This window comes from Tundrisphaera lichenicola, assembly GCF_051175385.1.
GTDB classification, from domain to species: Bacteria; Planctomycetota; Planctomycetia; order Isosphaerales; family Isosphaeraceae; genus Tundrisphaera; species Tundrisphaera lichenicola.
In genome coordinates, this window is record NZ_CP195106.1 from 5487214 (window position 1) to 5505774 (window position 18561).

General features: G+C 60.1%; 14 protein-coding genes. 10 read left to right on the forward strand and 4 right to left on the reverse strand.

What is annotated here, in order from left to right; all coding sequences use genetic code 11:
* Positions 1–75: 75 nt before the first annotated feature.
* The gene (locus P12x_RS21510; RefSeq protein WP_435006835.1) at positions 76–1785 is read right to left on the reverse strand and encodes a formylglycine-generating enzyme family protein; all 1710 of its coding nucleotides are present in this window, start codon (positions 1783–1785) and stop codon (positions 76–78) included.
* Between the two features lie 380 nt (positions 1786–2165).
* Between P12x_RS21510 and P12x_RS21515 the strand changes: the two genes are divergently transcribed.
* The 3 genes from P12x_RS21515 (at position 2166) to P12x_RS21525 (ending at position 5656) form a co-directional block, all read left to right on the forward strand.
* Entirely contained in the window at positions 2166–4229 is a 2064-nt protein-coding gene (locus tag P12x_RS21515; protein WP_435006836.1) for a vWA domain-containing protein, read from the forward strand.
* 146 nt (positions 4230–4375) lie between these two features.
* A complete protein-coding gene (locus P12x_RS21520) occupies positions 4376–5356 on the forward strand; it encodes an acyl-CoA desaturase (RefSeq protein WP_435006837.1) in 981 nt (326 codons plus the stop codon).
* 108 nt (positions 5357–5464) lie between these two features.
* The gene (locus tag P12x_RS21525) at positions 5465–5656 is read left to right on the forward strand and encodes a CsbD family protein (protein WP_435006839.1); all 192 of its coding nucleotides are present in this window, start codon (positions 5465–5467) and stop codon (positions 5654–5656) included.
* Positions 5657–5740: 84 nt separating this feature from the next.
* Here the strand turns inward: P12x_RS21525 and P12x_RS21530 are convergent, their stop codons facing one another.
* Entirely contained in the window at positions 5741–6424 is a 684-nt protein-coding gene (locus P12x_RS21530) for a 3-keto-disaccharide hydrolase (protein WP_435006841.1), read from the reverse strand.
* A gap of 623 nt (positions 6425–7047) precedes the next feature.
* Between P12x_RS21530 and P12x_RS21535 the strand changes: the two genes are divergently transcribed.
* Positions 7048–7479 carry a hypothetical protein gene (locus P12x_RS21535; protein ID WP_435006843.1) on the forward strand — a complete coding sequence of 144 codons (432 nt, stop codon included), beginning with the start codon at positions 7048–7050 and terminating at the stop codon, positions 7477–7479.
* Between the two features lie 78 nt (positions 7480–7557).
* Here the strand turns inward: P12x_RS21535 and P12x_RS21540 are convergent, their stop codons facing one another.
* Positions 7558–8622 (reverse strand): N(4)-(beta-N-acetylglucosaminyl)-L-asparaginase, encoded by a 1065-nt coding sequence (locus P12x_RS21540; protein WP_435006845.1) that lies wholly within the window; start codon positions 8620–8622, stop codon positions 7558–7560.
* 346 nt (positions 8623–8968) lie between these two features.
* Here P12x_RS21540 and rpsT point away from each other — a divergent pair, with 346 nt between their 5' ends.
* A complete protein-coding gene (gene rpsT, locus P12x_RS21545) occupies positions 8969–9253 on the forward strand; it encodes a 30S ribosomal protein S20 (RefSeq protein WP_435006847.1) in 285 nt (94 codons plus the stop codon).
* A 776-nt stretch (positions 9254–10029) separates the two neighbouring features.
* Here rpsT and P12x_RS21550 read toward each other — a convergent pair.
* Entirely contained in the window at positions 10030–11199 is a 1170-nt protein-coding gene (locus P12x_RS21550) for an efflux RND transporter periplasmic adaptor subunit (RefSeq protein ID WP_435006848.1), read from the reverse strand.
* Positions 11200–11398: 199 nt separating this feature from the next.
* Here P12x_RS21550 and P12x_RS21555 point away from each other — a divergent pair, with 199 nt between their 5' ends.
* The 5 genes from P12x_RS21555 to P12x_RS21575 all read left to right on the forward strand — a co-directional run bounded on the left by P12x_RS21555 (position 11399) and on the right by P12x_RS21575 (position 18560).
* Positions 11399–11620, forward strand: coding sequence for a hypothetical protein (locus P12x_RS21555; RefSeq protein WP_435006850.1), 222 nt, complete (start codon positions 11399–11401; stop codon positions 11618–11620).
* Between the two features lie 1198 nt (positions 11621–12818).
* Positions 12819–14363 (forward strand): matrixin family metalloprotease, encoded by a 1545-nt coding sequence (locus P12x_RS21560; protein ID WP_435006851.1) that lies wholly within the window; start codon positions 12819–12821, stop codon positions 14361–14363.
* 244 nt (positions 14364–14607) lie between these two features.
* Positions 14608–15231: a superoxide dismutase gene (locus P12x_RS21565; protein WP_435006852.1), complete on the forward strand. Its 624-nt coding sequence runs from the start codon at positions 14608–14610 to the stop codon at positions 15229–15231.
* A 136-nt stretch (positions 15232–15367) separates the two neighbouring features.
* On the forward strand, positions 15368–17248 hold the full coding sequence (htpG, locus tag P12x_RS21570) for a molecular chaperone HtpG (protein ID WP_435006853.1): 1881 nt from the start codon (positions 15368–15370) through the stop codon (positions 17246–17248).
* A gap of 127 nt (positions 17249–17375) precedes the next feature.
* Complete coding sequence (locus P12x_RS21575) at positions 17376–18560, forward strand: 3-keto-disaccharide hydrolase (protein WP_435006854.1); 1185 nt, start codon at positions 17376–17378, stop codon at positions 18558–18560.
* Position 18561: the final 1 nt, after the last annotated feature.

Consider the following 18561-nt stretch of genomic DNA (forward strand, 5'->3'; position numbering starts at 1 on the left):
TGGTTGAGTAACGATCGAAGCGACCGATCGAGGACCGACTGGCCCCCAGAGTAATCGTCGCTCCCCCACTTTTATTCAGGAAGATCGGGCCGGTAGGACGAGCCGGATCACGGTCGGGTTGCTCACGACATCGGGGGCTTGAGGAGTTCCAGCGGCCGCGCCCAGACTCAGATAGACCACGACGGAGGGACCGTCGGCCAGGCCTACGGAAACCCGGGCCAGGTCGATCACCGCCTTGACCACCCGGGATCGGCCCGGCCGAACTTCTGCCAATTTGTGGGCCAGATGACCTCCTCCGGGCAAGTTGATATTGACCCACCATTCCGAACCGGCGACCGGCAGAGGGTCGAACCATCGGACGGAGAGTGGTATTTCCAGGAATGCCCCTCGAAGGCTCGAACCGAGACGGACCGGGCTCGCGAGCGGGCCCAGATTCGCCAGCTGGCCGCGAGCGATCTTCGGCGATTCCAACCGGTTCTCGACGGCCGCGACGAACCAGAATTCCTGAACGATTGTGTCGGCCAGCCTCCGGGAGGAAACCTCTCCGACCTTCCCGGTCAGAGTGACCGTGGACCGATCCGGATCGTAGCCGACGGCGACCCCGGCAAGCCGGGCCTCCTGGACCAGCCGCTTCCGGATGAGCGCGGCGCCAGCTTCGGGAGTGAGTCCGAAGGCAGGCCGGACCCCGACGAACGGGTCTGGTCCCAGCTCCTCGGAGCCTCCAACTTTCACGAGAGGGAGGGACGAGGCCGGTTCGGTCCGGAAGTGGCCCCCCATCCGAACAAACCCGCCCTCGGGATCGGTCGCCCACTCGGCGGAATTCCCGAAGGTGTGAAACAGCCCGATCGGATTGGCCTCGAAGGTTGGGGGATGGGTGGAAGGCCGGCTCGTCGCCGTGGCATCGACAGCCAAAGCGGGCTCAGGGCCGAGAAAATTGGCCCCTTCCGGATGAGTCGGATCCTCACCCCACCAGAAGTGGCCGGACCGTCCTGACCGGGCAGCCCGGTTCCATTCCTCGGCGGTGAGAAGCCGATAGGCCAGCCCGGCCGGGTCGGCTTCTCCGAGTGCCTTGAGGTAGTCGAGGGACTCCGCCGGTGTCAGTCCGATGGCCGGTTGATCGGGGTCTTCGAGGGCGAACTCGTCGGACCGATCGGCACGGGGATCATATCCCTGGAGCCGTGTCCCCACCTGTTGGACAGTCGCCTCGGTGGTTGCGACGAAGAATCCCGCGGCGTCTTTCTCGCCGAGGACTCGGGCGAACGTCAAACCATCCGGACCATTCCTGGGCAGGATCCGGATCGGACCTTCCATCGACTTTCCCCACCCGAACGGGCCGAAATCGCGAGCCGAGGCATCGCCTCGGGGTCTCGGGAACCGCTCGATCCCGGCTTCGAGTACGTTGCTCAGGACCTCGCCCGAAACGGCATCAACCACCGAGATCGCTAGCTTGACCCGGCCTGGAGGAAGATTTCGGACCGAACTCGCCGTGACGAAGATGGGGAGGCGTCGTCGTCCAGAAGTCGCGTTCAACGCGAGATTCCGGGATTCGACCGACCCTCCAGGCAGAACGATCCGGACCCGAAAGCGTGAAGGATCACGAGCGACCGAGACATCCCACGAAGAATCCGCAACCAGCAGGATCAGGTCCGGCCCTTGCCCCTTACCGCTGATCAAGGCCCCCTCGGACGCCCATCCCAGGAGTTCGACGACCGGCACCGCTTCCGAGCGGCTCGAAATCAGCGCCAGTACGATCCAGGTCGAGCAAACCAACCGTCTCGGTGACACGACACCTCTCCCAATCGAGGATCAAGTCGGCTTCTCTCGTGATCGCCACTCCCGATAGTTTCCAGGGTCATCGCGCCAGAGTCCAGCGCCGTCCGATCCGACCCGCTCCGATCCAACAATGGGCCAGTCAGGCCCCCATGCTCTTCCGGAAAAAACGAACCCAAACTTCAACTGGGAAAAACGAACCCAAGGAGCACCCTCGGATTTACCCCCGGCCAGCATGGAGCCGCCATGCTTCTCGATAGATTCGCGACTACTGCGACTCCAACCGCATCCTTTTCGAAGCAAGGCGTGAATTTTCCCTGGTTGTCGGCCCTCGGGGTCAGGGCTTATCATGAAGAGAGATTCACGGCGACTTCCAGAAATCGAGACCGGTCGGAATGCCCGCACTCCATCGAATGCCGGTCTTCTATCTGCTTTTGCTGGTCGGGCTCGGCTTGTCGACCCTGATCGGTCGAGGGACAAAGCTCCCTCCCGAACCGGACGATCGAACCGAGTCACCTCGACTCTTCGACCGGACGAAGGATCTGGCGGAAGAAGAGCCCATCGGCCCCCCCGACGGGATTCTCAGGACCGTCGACGGGCTTCGACGCAAGGTTCTGGTCAAGAATCTGTCCGTGGTCTGTCGGTCCGAACCGGTCGGGGGCAAACCGGTCGGACCGCCGCTCGACTACTTCGCGATTCAATTCGTCTACGGTGTCGATCCGCTCGATCCTCCCACCTATTACCAAGTCGGCCCGAAGGAGGGACCGCCGCAAGGTTGGGTCCCTGCCTCGGAAGTCCTGGAGTGGGATACCCGCTTGCTGGCCCGCCCGACTCCCCGCGAAGGACGTCCGGCCCTGGTCCTCTATCGGGACGAGTCTTGCCTGGTGGAACGAATCGAAAGTGCAAAGTGCTCCAGGCATGCCGACCGATGCCCAACCGAAGGTGAGGAGCCGGAGGAGCCGTCAAGGATCGCCCCCGGAGGCACGGCGGTCGAAGGCCCCACGCTGGGATTTCCCATCCTCAAGACACGCTCGGTCGGGGGGCGGACCATTCACGAAGTGGCCAGCCTGGTGAAAGATCAAGCGAAGGAACCGATCCGCCCGACGGAACCTCCTCCCGACCTCCGTCCTTATCTCAAGGTGGTCGACATCGCGTTCGTGATGGACACCACGGCCTCGATGAAGGCCACGATCGATGACGCTCGCAGGCTCGCGGCCGATCTCGTCGCAACGGCTTCCAAACGCTACGACGACGTCTCGCTCCGGTTCGCCCTGGTGGAATATCGCGATGAGGCCCGACATTACGGGTTCAAGGCGCGTCGGGTGACCTCGTTCACCAGCCCGTCGGGATTTCTCGCCGCCCTCGAACGGATCCAGGCGGCTAGCCATGGCGATGGAACGGTCGACGAAACGGTCTTCGATGGTCTGGAACTGGCCCTCCCGGCCGTTCCCGGGGAACCAGCGAGCAGGCACGTCGAGTGGCCGACCGGACGCGCGGGAGAGTTGGCCACCAAGCTGATCGTGGTGATTGGCGACGCCCCCGACCACGATCGTGGGCTTGACCGGGTCCGCTCCCTCGCCGCCCGGGCTCGATCGAGCGGGATCACGATAGCCACGGTGGGCATTGACCGGCCAGGATCGCTGTCGAGAGACGAACGGGCTCGATATTCTGACCAATGGAGACTGATGGCCGAGGAGTCGTACCGGCCCCTCTCGGCGGAATCCAAGTACGAGAGACCCGTGATGCCCCTGACGGCCACGGTCGACGAGGGGGGGAAGCTCGCCGAGCGGCTCCAATCGCTGATCGACGATCGAGTGGAGCATGCCCGGACGATCGCGGCCCTGGCCACGGCCGAGGCCGAGGGTCGGCTCGGCGAGTATGTGAACAGCAAGGGACTGTCGCTCGATCGAGTGGCACCGGTGCTCGTCGACCTCCACCGAGGCGACGCCGCTCGTGTCGCCCGACCCGACCCTCGCTCCGACGGCCGGAAGGCTCCTTCGGTCCGACGTGGCTGGATCGCCGAGAGGCTCGAAAGTGACCAGATGATCGAGATCGAGATTCTGATGACCGCCGGAGAGTTGAAGTCGCTGATCGACGAACTGACCCAATTCCAGCAAGCGGCTTCGGGCACGGCACGCGACCTATCGGAATTGCTCGAGATCGGCACGGCCGCCGCGAGCGGGGAGACTTCATTCCTCGCCGTCGACCGTGGCCATCGAACCTTCGCCGAGCATCTACGAAGGCGACAGGGCCTCCCTCCTGCCCGCCCCGAGAGTCTGCTTCGGAGAAGCCAGGCGGATCTTCTCCAATCGGATGACCTAACCCTCGCCGCACTCGACAAAAAGCTGCGCGAGAGCCTGGCTCGACTTTCGACGCGACTCCTCGACACGGACTGGCAGGATCCCCAAAAGACCATCGATGGAATGGCGTTAGTTCCCTTCGAGGCGATCGACTTCTGACCGTCCACGGAGTGCCAGGATCGCCGGAGCTGTTCCGAGATCGCCATAGTCGATTGTCCGTATTTGGAATACTATTGTTTCACCGCTCGTCGTCCGATTTTGACAGTGTGCGTCCATAAGATTCGCCATTTCAAGGAGTTCTTGTCTTGATAGCCCACCTGGAACGGCCAGAATCGATTTGCGGGCGATCCCTCTTCTGGTCGTACCTGGCGGTCTTCCTGGGATTTCATCTCCTGCTTCCGTTGATGTTTGTCCCGAGCCTGTTCAGCTGGACCGGAGTAGCGTTGGTCTTCATCGGCAACTACGTCTTCGGCTCGCTCGGGATCAATATCGGATACCATCGACTGCTCACGCACCGGAGCTTCCGGTGTCCCCTCTGGCTGGAACATTCGTTCGCAGTCCTGGGAGTTTGCTCGCTTCAGGACTCGCCGGGCCGATGGGTGGCCATCCATCGGATGCACCACCAGCATTCCGACCAGAGGCCCGATCCCCACAGCCCGCTCGTCAGCTTTTTCTGGGGTCACATGGGTTGGTTGATCATCGAGAACCGGACCCTGGATCGACTGAGTACCTATGACCGCTACGCCCGGGACGTATTCCAGGACCGATTTTATCGGCGCCTCCACCGGAATCATTTCTGGCTCTGGATCTACGCAGCTCACGCCCTGATCATCCTGGCCCTGGGCATGCTGGCCGGTTGGTGCTTGACCGAGTCTCCGCGGGAGGCGCTACAGTTCGGACTGAGCATCTTCGTCTGGGGGGTGATCGTCCGCACGGTCTATGTTTGGCATATCACCTGGGCCGTCAACTCGGTGACGCACCTCTGGGGATATCAGAACTATGCGACGGGCGAGAATAGCCGGAATAACTGGATCGTCGCGCTCCTGACAAACGGAGAGGGCTGGCATAACAACCACCACGCGAACCAGAGGAGCGCAGCTCACGGCCATCGCTGGTGGGAACTCGACCTGACCTTCTTGACGATACTCTTGCTCCGCAAGGTGGGTCTGGCGACCGATGTCGTGACGCCGGGTCTGCACAAAGCGCGTAGAGATTCCAAAGATTACCCCATCAATGAAAACGCGGGCTCTCCAGCCCCGGAACCCACCGAGGTCGCGGTCCCCTGAAGATCGAGAACAAGATCGATCCTGTGCGAGATACAAAAGAATTCGGCATGGCTCTTGCTTTGTGAGGGAGTCTCCCAGTCACGCAAGATTCCCATCAGGAGCCAGGTCATGTCGAACTTCAAGGACAAGGTAAACGACGGAATCGAGAGCTTGAAGGACGGAGCCGAGCATGCGGCCGATAAGGCGCAAGAGGGTGTCGAGAAGGCCGCACACAAGGTGAAGGAAGCCTCGACCGCCGCCGGCAACAAAGTCAAGGAAGCCGGCGAGAAGATCAAGGATGCCGGCCATAAGGCCGACTGAGCCGAGGGAAGCCCTGTAACGAACTGATCGAAGGCCCGAGGTCTTGTCGGCCCCGGGCCTTTTCGATTTCGAACACCGGAGCGATCAGGAAGTCACGGGCTTGATCCAGACGTTCCGGAACTTCACAGCGTTGCTGTGATCCTGGAGCATGATCGGTCCCAATTCCCCCTCCTTCACATCGCCGACTCCCCCCGGAGTCGGGGAGATCTCCTTGTCGTCGATGATCGTCAGTCCATTCTGGACGACGGTGAGCCTCGCCTTACGGACCACCTTGTCACCTTCGCGGCGAGCAGCGTGGAAGGTGATGTCATAGGTCTGCCACCTGAGCGGGGGCTTGCACGCGTTCACCGCCGGGATGATCTGCTGGTAGATCGCTCCACAGTCGTTGCTCTGCGGCTTCAGCCCGTACGAGTCGAGAACTTGAAGCTCGTAGATCCCTTGCAGGTAGACCCCACTGTTCCCACGAGCCTGCCCCTTGGCCTCCGGCATGTAGGGAATGTTGAATTCGAGATGCATCGCGAAGTCGCCGAATTTTTCCTTCGTCCTGATGTTCCCTTTTCCCACGGTCGCCACACCATCGGCCACCGGCCATCCGGCCGGCGATTTCCCGTCGGCATCGGTCCAGGCTTCGATCGAGTCTCCAATCAGGACGATCGCACCTTCGGGAGGCACGAGGAGGAGGGTTTTATCGTCAGGCGTCGGCTCTTGGGCGAAGCTCGGCATGATGATGAACGCGGAAACGGCCAGGGCAAGACAAAAGGTACGCATGATGAGAAGGCTCCTCGACGTCGATGGGTTCTCGATGGCACGCCCACGCCTGCTCCGGCGCGGCCCGTGGACCGATTCCCCGCCAGTGTATCGGCGACCGGAGACCCTCGATAGGAGGACATAGGATCTCGACGTGCGATCGGACCGATGAGCGATCCCGGCCCACCGGCCTCTTCGCGAGACCTACGGACACCCCTCGTGGCCCGCCTCTTGGCAGCCCGGACGAGAATTTTTTCGTCTGACTCGCGGATTATTTCGCCAAGCCTCTCCGCGAGGTATCGGCCGGATTTCCGGGCTCGTATTCGCCGGGCGAAATCCCTCGATCGAGGACTGCGACCTGACAAAACGGCCGATTTCCGGGGAAAACAAAGCAGAGGCATACGCAAAGATCTTATATTATAAATTTATTCACTATTCGATTAAAATCGATTGCATTGTATACCACTTCATAATCTAGTCGTCCGGTAGGCCGAAAATACAGGGCGAAACCGCCGACATTGACGGAATCCGATTAATCTTACTCTTCGCGCACATGATATATTTCGCTAAGAAGATCCGAGTGAGATCGATCGCAGGGTCTACGGATCCTTGGTCTTGAGTCCATGTTGGAGGTTCCAGGTACGATGGCGGTCAAGAAGAGCAAGCCGGCCGAAGTGGCATCCTCGAAGGCTCCCGCCAAGAAGTCCGCGGCGAAGCCCAAGGCGGAACTGGCCCCGAAGAAGACCAAGGCGACGCCGGCCGTCGCCACGGATACGGCCTCCAAGGCCGAGACGCCCAAGCCTTCGGCTGCAGCCAAGGCTCCCGCCGCCCCGGCCCCGAAGAAGTCCGCCGCCCCGGTCAAGCTGACCGATCGGCAACTCGACTTCCTCAAGCAGATCCACGAAGCGAAGGAGGCCGGCTATCTTTTGGCCAAGAAGGCCGAACAGAAGACGATCGAGGCTTTGCTCACCCGCAAGCTCATCAAGAAGGCTGCGAAGGACAAGGAGAGCGGCCATTTCCGCTACATCGTGTCCAAGGCTGGCGAGAAGCACCTCGCGACCGTCTCGCCGGCTTGATTTCGGCGAGCTCTCATCGAATCCTGGGCCCGGGCGTCTCCGACACCCGGGCCCGATTCATGCGCCGACGTTCTCGGTTCAGGCCTCGACCAGCTTCTCCGGGTAAAGCGAGGCACAGTCGACCAGCCGAGCCGAGTCGCCATCGTGGACCGCCATCTGCGCGTCGGCCCAGAGGCTGGCACCGGCGTATCGCCCGTCCTTGGTCACGCAGTAAAACTTGACGTCGAAGTTGGGCCTTCCCTGTGCATCGCGAAGCCGGGGCAATTTGTTGGTAGCGGCGATTCGCTTGCAGATCTCGATCAGGGCATCCTTGGGATCGAGCCCGCGTCGCAGGCCCTCGATGATCGAATGGCTCGACAGATTGAGCAGGTTTGCCTCGCCACGCCCGGTCGAGCCGCAAGACCCGACCTCGTTATCGAGGAACAGCCCCGCGCCGAGGATCGGCGAGTCTCCTACCCGACCGGGGATCTTGTAGAAGAGTCCCGAGGTCGTCGTCACGCAGCCCAGATCGCCATGAGTGTCCAGCGCCGAGCAGTGAATGGTCCCATGTTTTCGGATCCCAAAGAATTCGCGAACGACCGGATCGAGTTCTTCGTCGGGCGGAGGAAAGCGGTCGTCGTCCTTGCCGTTCGTCTCCTTCCAATGGAGCCAGATCTTTCGAGACTCCTCGGTGAGCAAATTCTCCTCGGGAAAACCGTGCATCCGGGCGAACCGGAGTGCTCCCTCTCCGACGAGCAGGCAGTGATCGGTACGCTTCATGACCAGCCGAGCGACCGCCGCAGGGTGCATGATGTTGCGGAGCGATGCGACGGCACCCCCGCTATGAGTCGGCCCGTGCATGACCGCGGCATCGAGCTCGACCACGCCGTCCTCATTGGGAATGCCACCATAACCGACCGTCCGATCTCCAGGATCGGCCTCGACCACCGCAACGCAAGCGATGGCCGCGTCCAGTGGATCGGCCCCCTCTCGGATCAATTCCATCGCCTTCCCCAGCGACTTGAGGCCGTTGGCACTCGCGATGATCACGGGCTTCTTCGGGCCGATCGTGCGGAGGGGAGAGGCACCGAGCATCGCCGAGGCTCCCAGGCCGGCGATCGCTCCAGAAGCGAGGAATGCCCTTCGGTTCAGTTGGCTTTTCATCCCGAGTTCCTTCGAATAGTGATGTCCAGAGGTGCGGTTGATTCAGGATATCGGGGAGTTGAGGAGAGGGCCACGATTCCCGCGACTTCGACGGCAGTCGATGCGGAAGTCTCGAAGAAAATCCATCGGGTTAATTCTGGATCTCGCGTGATTCAACAGAGTTCTCGCCGTCCAATCGCCCAAAAATTGAGAAAGTGATCTTCGATGAAGCGGAATTGTTCTCGGCATTGAATCGTGACGTGGAGATCTGGTATCATTATTTTTTTGCCGGGGCTTGGTCGTCCGGCAACGTGCCCCCTCGTCTTCAGGGGGGACCCTGGTTTGTTCGAGCCTCCTGGACCCACTCATGCCGACTACGCCTTCCGCGATCAAACGCCTGAAGCAGAGCCTGAAGCGCAGGATGCACAATCGAATCACCAAAAAGATCATCAAGACCCTGATTAAGCGGTCGATGGCGGCGATTGCCGTTCAAGATTTCGAGAAAGCGGAAGCGGACTTCCGTGCAGCCACCGCGAAGATTGACAAGGCCGGTGTCCGTCGCGTTCTCCACCCCAATACGGCCGCAAGACGCAAGAGCAAGTTGGCCCGGGATTACGTCGGGGCCGTGGCCAAGGCCAAAGCGAAAGCCTGAGTCTGGGATTTCCCGATCCGATCGAGTTGGGAGGATCTCCCATGCCCCGACTCGAAGAAGTCCGAACTCGTCTGATTGATGCCCTCTTGAATCACTACGGCCCGCAGTCCCCAGCGGACGGCGGGCCTGCTCATTTCTCGGGAACGTTCGAACCAATCCTCAAGGCCGGACTCACACTTGTGACCGACTCCAAGAGGGCTGACGCTGCATTGGAAGTACTCAGGGCCGGTGGCCTGATCGAGCCGGACGCTTTGTCGTCGGCCAATGCTCTTGAAATTGAGGAACTATTACGGGTCGCCAAGCTCCGACTTCCAGCCAAGTCGCTCCAGCCGATCCGAAGGATCGCTCGCTGGGCCACCGATCACGGATTTGATCCGAGAGAGGCGACGACCTGGTCGACCGAGAGCTTGAGGGAGGAATGGAGAGGCCTAAACGGAATTGGGGCAGCTTCCGCAGACTCGATACTTCTCTTCGGCCTGGACCGTCCGACCTACCCTGTCGATCGCCCGACCTACCGAGTTCTCGTGCGACACGGGTGGATCGACACCTCGGCCGAGTATGATGAAGCAAGGGCGGTTGCCGAGGGCATTGCCCCGGGAAACACGGTAGCACTCAAGCAGCTTTCACGCGATTTTGAGCGATTGGGCAGGGATTATTGCAAACCGTCCGCTCCCCGTTGTGAGCGATGCCCCCTGAAGGAGATGCTTCCGGGCGGAGGCCCTCTCGGTTCAGACGAATGATCCCTGTACGCAAGATCGACGGCCAGAGCGGAAGTGTCAACGAGACGCCTGCAGCGTGGTGGTTGGCTGTATAGACGGTTCTGGAAGATCATCGGGCCGGGCTATGACCCTTTCGCCGGCCTTAACGCCTTCGAGAATTTCGGCATACGACGGATTCATGAGTCCAATCTTCAAGGCTTGCCACCGAAAGCTCGATCCATCGGCAGCCGTGGCGATCGCAGCGAAGGGGACTCGATCCACCCAGCGAATCGCCTGGAGAGGAAGTCGTGTTGCCTCGGATCGTGAGTCAACGAAGAAAGAAACCTGGGCACTCAGACCGGGGCGAAGTCCTGCGAAGCCGCCCGAATCAATCGCGACGTTGGCGAAATAGATCCTGATATCCGAACTAGGTCCATTTGCTGGCGCGGGGATGAGCGTGACCTCGGTGACCGTGCCTGTCAGGACCTTATCGGGGAAGGCGTCGATCCGGATCGAGGCCTTCTGCCCAACCTGGATCGATCCCACCTTCGATTCATTGATCTTGGCCTTGACTCTCATTTTATTGGCGTCGGGAAGCTCGAAGATCGACTGTCCTTCACGGACCGTGGCCCCCTCCTCGATTGCGGTGGTCGCCGGACGGAAGCCCCCTTGTTCCCCGAGGGAATAGACGACGATCCCCTCATGGGGTGCCCTCAAGGTGCAGTTCTCCACCATCCGTTCGAGCCGCTTGAGCCGATCGCTCTCGAGCTGGAAAGCCGCTTCCTGCGCCAGAGTATCGGCTCGATTGGCCTCAAGTTTGGCTTCCAGGGACTTGATGATCTTTGGACCTGTATACTTGAGAAGCCGTTCTTCCATCCGCTCTGCCTCGCCGAGGGCAATCCTCGCCCGGGTCAGATTGAGGACGTCCGCATCGTACTGGGCCCTGGTCCTAAAGCCCTTGTCATAAACCGGCTTCGACCAGGCAAGATTCCTCAGGGCACGCTCTTCTTCGGTCTTGCAAGTATTCAGGTATTGGCGAACCAGCATGAGGTCTTGGGGATAGATCCCGTCGCGATATTCCCGGAGCGAGATCTCATTCACCTCTAAAATCGACTTGGCCTGAATGACCCAGGCCTTCGCCTGATCATACTTGATCCGCTGGGATAAGAGCTCATCACGAAATGCCGACGAATCGAGTTCGCAGACGACTTGCCCAGCCGAAACCTGAGTCCCTTCCGGCTTGATCATGATGATGCGAGTCGACCCGGGTTTTTCCTGATCCGAGCTCGATCCTCCACCCCCGCCCCCGCTGCCATTGCCTCGGCTTCCAGCCCCACCCTTCGACGAAGCGTTACTAACGGATTTGGTGGCTGCACCTGTTCGCAGTGAGGTATAAGGGGCGACCGTAAACGTAAAGCTTCGTATCGTCGGCCTTTGAGTGATGGTCGTGCCCGATCCACCGGATGATCCGGAGGCGCCCGAAGCGGATGCCGATGAGTCCGAAGAGGAGGTTGTAGTTGAGGTTGAAGTAGTGGTTGATGTAGAGGAGGTGGAGGACGTGGATTTTGAAGAAGCACCGGCCTTACTCGAAGTCTTGGCGGCACCCGCCTTGCTCGATGCGGCTGCGGCCGTCTTGGAGACCGCGACCGTGGCACCGGTCGATCCCTGACTAGCTCCCCCCGAACTCGACTTCGTGGTTCCACCGACCAAACCGAGGAGCGCCTCGACCTTACATTTCACGGTAGTATTCGATGCACTTTCAACCGACCCCATCTCCGTGACGAAGACCGCCATCTCGCCCTGCTCGACCTCGAGCGTGGTCATCGAGGGTTTCTTGGCCTCCCAGAGGCGCGAGAGATATCCAGTTTCCCAAGCCCTAGCGACGCCGGCCACGGACCCCAGGCCTACCAACCCGATGATGCACCGAGCAATCAGTGATCGACCACTATTCGGTCGAGTTACGGGAATGAGGGGTTCAACCGGCGATAGCGACATGGGACGACTCGCTGATAGGAAGGATCTGAATCGCTCGCAAGCGGGAATGGAGGAACATTGGCAACGGATCTGACGATCAAACCAAATCAATTACCAGAGTTATCGCGGTAGATTGAAGGGGAACTGGCCAATCGACCTCGAATGATGGAAAAGAAGCTCTTGATCATAATCGTATCCCGATCCTGTGGGCTCAACAAGTGAGGCTCGAGATTCCGGGGCTTTCGTTATGAATCGATCCGTTCATCATCCCGATCATTTAAGAAACCCTATCGATACAGAAAGCGGCAAAATACCAGCGATTGTCCCCGATTTTCAAACAACATCGACGGATTGCACCGAATTTCAAGATCGCAGCAAAACTAATGATTGTGACGACTTTTCGGGAGAACAAGGTTCTGTCGAACGTTTTGGCCTGTCATAGGTTAGAGACAAAATCGAACCTTGTCTCCGGAAATAATCTAAAGTCTAATAGCGTTCCCGACGGGGGCTCCTCGATCAGGGCAATCAGTTGCCTCTCGATCCCTTCCAGGATGGTCGGACTTTCAGGTCTTCGCCTGGATTGATCGAATGATCAATCCTCCTCTCGCCGACCCGTCGTCCGAGTTCTCACCACGGATGGCTCCCCCTCAATCGGGCTCTTTTCAACCAAGAGCACCGGGTTCGATCCGCGCGCCGTGAACTGACTTCTCGATGAACAACCAGGACGCCGGAGTCATGATCCCATGACAGGTTTCATTCGCCTAATTAAGAAGACACTCAGGGATCGCGGATCTATTATTCAGCTTTCTCGATCGAGCACGGAATATCGACCGGATTGTGACGATCTCGAAGGGAGGCAATTACTATCCGGCCTGGGAACCGATTACACCTTGATGGGTGGGCAATGGAATAACCCCTCATCGATCTCCTACAGCTTTCCCCCTGATGGCATTACCTGGCCTCGGGGTAGCAACTCGCTGAATAGCACGCTGAATTCCGAGTTTGGGGGCAGTTCCTGGCAAGATCTCGTTGCCCGTGCCCTCCAGACGTGGGCCTCCGTAACGAATCTCGACTTCACCGAGGTCGGTGATGGGGCCTACGGTTTCAATTCGTCGGGAGTTCCTCAAGGGGATCAGAAGTTCGGCGACATTCGAATTGGTGGATCAAACTACGGGCCGACTTCGACCATCGCCTTGACCTATGGACCTCCTCCCAATGGCCAGACCGGCGCCGGCGATGTCAATCTGAACACCAATTATAACTTCGGTCCGAATGGTCAGCACGACTTCGAGACCATCATCCTCCACGAACTCGGCCACTCGCTGGGGCTCAACGAATCACCCCAACTCTCCGCCGTGATGTACTCGTACTATTCGGGGGTCCGGCAGAGTCTCACCTCCTATGACATCGAGGGCATTCAGTCGATTTATGGCCCGAGGGCTCTCGATTCGTTCCAGTCACGAGGGCTAGCCGTCTCTCCGTCGAACGCCTTCGACCTGACTCCTTACTTGAACTCCTCCCGGCAATTCGAGTTGAAAGGGGTAAGCCTCGCCAGCATCGGAGCAGTCGAATATTTCTCCGTTGTCACTCCGGCCATCAGTGGCTCGACCTTGAGGGTGACGGCCAAGGCGTCGGGCTTCAGCCTCTTGAGCCCGAAGCTTAGCCTGATTGATGCCGAGACGGGAGCGACGATCTCGACAGCAAGCGACTCCTCCGCCTATGGCAATCTCGTCTCGGCTTCGCTCTCGGGAGCACAACCGGGACATCGCTACTTGATCGCCGTGACCGGTGCTACCCAGGATGTGTTCGCCGTCGGGTCGTACGCGGTCCAGATCGCCTTCTCCGGTGGGACTTCCATCGCTCCTCCGCCTGTGACTGTCCCCAATCCAGGCCCCGCTCCCACCCCGACGACGTCTCCCACCCCTGCCCCGACGCCCGCGCCGGTCCCGATTCCCATCGTTCCTGCCCCCGTTCAAACAGCTCTAACTCCCGTCCTGAAAGACGGTTATGAAAGTCACACATCGTTCGCGACGGCCGCAAAACTCGGTCGAATCGGTCAGTCGGTGGTGCAGAATCTCACACTCAACACCGCCAAGGACGTGCGTTTCTTCACATTCACAACGGATCGAGCGGGGTCGGTCCTCGTCGCATCCGAAAATGCGAAGATCCTGGTAGGTGATTCGAGAGGTCGATTCGTCACTCAAGGGACGGGACTGATCGGATTCGCCGCCCCGGCCGCCGGCGCCCGCTACTTCCTGATTTTCCTGTCACCCGACGGGACGCCGGTCCCGAAATTCGGATTCGCTGTCGCGACGATCCCGAGCCACGCCGCCGTCAGCAAACCGGTGCCGGTCGCACCCGTCACCTCGACGACGGTCCAGAATCCCAAACCTAAGAAGAAAAATCCGAAGGTCAAGGTCGGCACGACCGGAAGATGATGGCCCCCGACGCGACGCTCCGCCCATCTTGGGCGGATGGTGACTCCCGGGACGCATCAAAGCAATAAGGATCGCATGAATATTGATCGACACCGGCAGCCGCGAGGTGTCGCCATGTTGCCCGATATGGTAGTCTGAGGAGGACAGGCGAAGGACAAACCAAGGGCGTATTAGCCAGACGCCCACCTTCGCCCGGGCCTGCCCCCAAACCGGCGAGGCCTCGTCCTCCAGGAGACCGACACCCATGGCCGATTACGTCCTGCCCCCCCTGCCCTATGACTTCGCCGCCCTGGAGCCTCACATCGATGCCAAGACGATGGAGATCCACCACGACAAGCACCACGCAGCTTATGTAACCAACCTGAACAATGCCCTGAAGGACCATCCCGAGTTCCAGGGCAAGCCCATCGAGATCTTGCTCGCCGAGATCAATTCGGTCCCCGAGGCGGTCAGGACGGCCGTTCGGAACAATGGTGGCGGGCATGCCAACCATTCCTTGTTCTGGACGCTCCTGAAGCCGGGCGGAGGATCCGCCGAACCCTCCGGGACCATCGCCCAGGCGATCGAGACGGAACTGGGCGGATTCACCGCCTTCAAAGAGGCGTTCACCAAGGCCGCCACCACCCGCTTCGGGTCGGGTTGGGCCTGGCTCGTCTTGGGCAAGGACGGCAAGCTGGCCGTCACCTCGCTCCCGAACCAGGATAGCCCCTACATGGAAGGACAGAAGCCCCTCCTCGGGCTCGACGTCTGGGAGCACGCCTACTACCTGAAGTACCAGAACCGTCGTCCCGAATACATCGGCGCGTTCTGGAACATCATCGACTGGGACCGGGTCGAGAAGCTCTACGCCGAAGCCAAGTCGAGCTGACCCAAGAATCGCGAAAAATCTCAGGGGCGAAGTCTCCGAGACTGCGGGCCATGCCCCGGTCGACCGAGCTCGCCCCGGCCTCATTTTCGATCCATGATCAACCGAGGTGGCTTACCAACACCTTGAGGGCCGAGTCATGTCCACGGCGACGAATCCGCAACAATATGCCTTCCAGGCCGAGATCAAGCAGCTCCTTCATCTCTTGTCGCACTCCCTGTATCAGAGCCGAGAGATCGCGATTCGCGAACTGGTTTCTAATGCCTCGGACGCGCTGGATAAGATGCGATTCGTGGCGATGACCGACGAGGGACATCGAGAAACAGGCCCTCTGGAGATTCGGGTCGAAGGCCGACCGGATGCTCGCGAACTGGTCATCCGCGACAATGGAATCGGGATGACTCATGATGAGCTGGTCGCCAATCTCGGGACGATCGCCCGGAGTGGTTCCCTGGAGTTCCTCAAGAATGCCACGGCGCAGGGAAAGGCCGAGGTCTCTCTGATCGGCCAGTTCGGCGTGGGCTTCTACTCGTCGTTCATGCTCGCGGACCGCGTCAGGGTCCGTTCGCGGAGTTTTCGAGAGACCGCGGGCTGGGAGTGGGAATCGGATGGCTCGGGCACCTTCACGGTTGTCGAGGTCCCTGGTTTGGAGCGCGGGACCGAGATCATCCTGCATCTCAAGGAGGACGCGAAGGAGTTCACCGAGGAATATCGGATCAAATCGGTCCTGAAGACCTACTCCGGATTCGTCCCGCACCCGATCCGGGTCGGCGATCAGGTCGTCAACGATCAGAAACCGATCTGGGTGGAGCCCAAGTCTCAGGTCACCGAGGAGCAACATACCAGTTTCTACCAGTACCTGACCCATCGGAGCGACGAGACCCCGCTCTGGCATCTTCACATGGCCGTGGATTCTCCGATCCAGTTCCGGGCGATCCTGTATTGCCCGAGGACGAACGTAGAACGTCTAGGATTCGGGAGACTCGAGCACGGCCTCAACCTCTGCGCCAAGCGGATCCTCGTCCAGGGCGACTGTCGGGAACTCCTCCCCGAATACCTCCGATTCCTCCACGGGCTAGTCGATTCGGAGGACCTCCCGCTCAACGTCTCTCGGGAAACCCTCCAGGACAATTCGGTCATCCGCAAGATCCGGAACGTCCTGGTGAAGAATGTGCTCGACCGGCTCACCTTGCTTTCCGAGGAAAAGCCCGAGGAATATCTCGACTTCTATCGGCAATTCGGCGCGACCCTCAAGGAGGGTATCGCGGTGGATCCGGCCAATCGCGATCGGGTCGCCAAGCTGCTCCGCTTCAACTACACCCGATCGGAAGGCGGCGTGGAACAGACCGGTCTGGATGACTACCTCAAGCGGGCGCCCGAGGATTCCAAACAAATCTATTTCCTGGGAGGCCCAGACCTCGCCTCGCTTCGGAAGAGCCCGAGCCTGGAAATCTTCCGCAAGCGAAACCTGGAAGTCCTCCTGCTGACCGACCCGATCGACGAGTTCGTCATGACCTCGCTCCACCAGTTCGGCGGGCGGACCCTGACCTCGATCGACTCGGCCGAACTGGACTTGCCCGAGACCGAGCCCGGCAAACCCGAGGAAGACACGAACACCTCGGGCGATTTCGGTCGTCTCCTGGATCTCTTCCGGGCGGCGCTCGGCAATCGCGTGGAATCGGTCCGGGCATCGAAGCGGCTGACCGACAGCCCTTGCTGCCTGGTCAACATCGATGGCGGCATCAGCCTCCAGATGCAACGTCTCCTGAAACAGAACAACCGGGATTTTCCGATCTCGAAACGAATTCTGGAGGTGAATCCCGACGCCTCGCTGATTAAAAGACTGGCCATGCTCTCGGCCAATGCCGAAAACGAGCATTTCATCAGCCAGTGCGCGCTTCAGCTTTGGTCCAACACCATGATCCTCGAAGGAGAGACCTCCGAACCCGAGGAGATGGTCTCAAGGGTTCAGTCCTTGATGGAGCAAGCGGCCCAGTCCAAGTCAACGATCATCATTTGACCGATTCCGGGCATGGAGGCCCATTGCGAGTCTTCACCCTATCCCCTTGTGACCGATCCCAAGGGCGTTTACTCTCGGAGTAGCCCACCCGCCGTCCTGCCTCCCCGATTCCTGAGGATCGAACACCATGCTTCTCCGACCGCTCGGACTGATCGTAGCGGGATGTCTGATCGCCTCGGTCGCTCGAGCCGATACCGGCTTCGTTCCGATGTTCGACGGCAAGACTCTGGATGGCTGGGAAGTTGTCGGAGGTGGGGCGAAGTATCGGGTTGAAAATGGCGAGATCGTGGGCGAGGTCGACCCCACTTCCCGGATGAACACCTTCCTCCGGACCAAGAAGTCCTACGGGGATTTCGTCCTGAAGGTCGACCTCAAACTGGATCTGCTGGCCAACTCGGGGATCCAGTTTCGAAGCCATCAGCGGGTCGAAAAGAGCGGGATCCGCGTCTTCGGCTATCAGGCGGAGGTCGATCCCTCGGCCCGGGCCTGGTCGGGTGGGATCTACGACGAGGCGCGTCGGGGATGGATCTTCGACCTCAAGGATCGGCCCGAAGCTCAGGCGGCGTTCAAGGTGGATGACTGGAATTCCTACACGATCGAGGCCATCGGACCTCATTTGAAGGTTTCGGTCAATGGCGTCCCCTGTGCGGATCTGCTGGACGCCATGGATCTCGAAGGATTCATCGCGCTCCAGGTCCACGTCAGTAATCAGCCGGGGACGATCCGATGGAGGAACGTCCAGATCGAGGATCTGGGACAGTCCCGATGGAAGTCTCTCTGGGATGGGAAGACTCTCGACGGCTGGAGGACGACCGGGGGAGGTCGCTGGACGGTCGAGAATGGAGCGATTCAGGGGACACAATCCTCGTCCGAGTCCAGGCACGGCCATCTCGTCAGCGATGGCGAATTCGGTGATTTCGCCTTTCGCCTCAAATTTCAATCGAAGAAGGGCAACAGCGGGCTCTACTTCCGGGTCGAGGAGGGCGGGACCTACGGCGTCCGAGGATTCCAGGCCGAGATCGATCCGACGGCCGATGTCGGCGGAATCTACGAGACCGATGGTCGAGGATGGGTCGTCCAGCCTGCTCCTGCGGACGTGAAGAAATGGCTGAAGACGGAGGGGTGGAACGAACTGGTGGTGATTGCCCTCGGGGATCGGGTGTTAGTCCAGGTGAACGGGAACAAGTCGGCGGAAATCGTCGATCCGATGGGTCGGCGGCGAGGCAAGTTCGCATTGCAACTTCACGGGGGACAGGACGTCGATGTCCTGTTCAAGGACCTGGAAATCCTACCGATCAGCCAGGGAAAGTGAC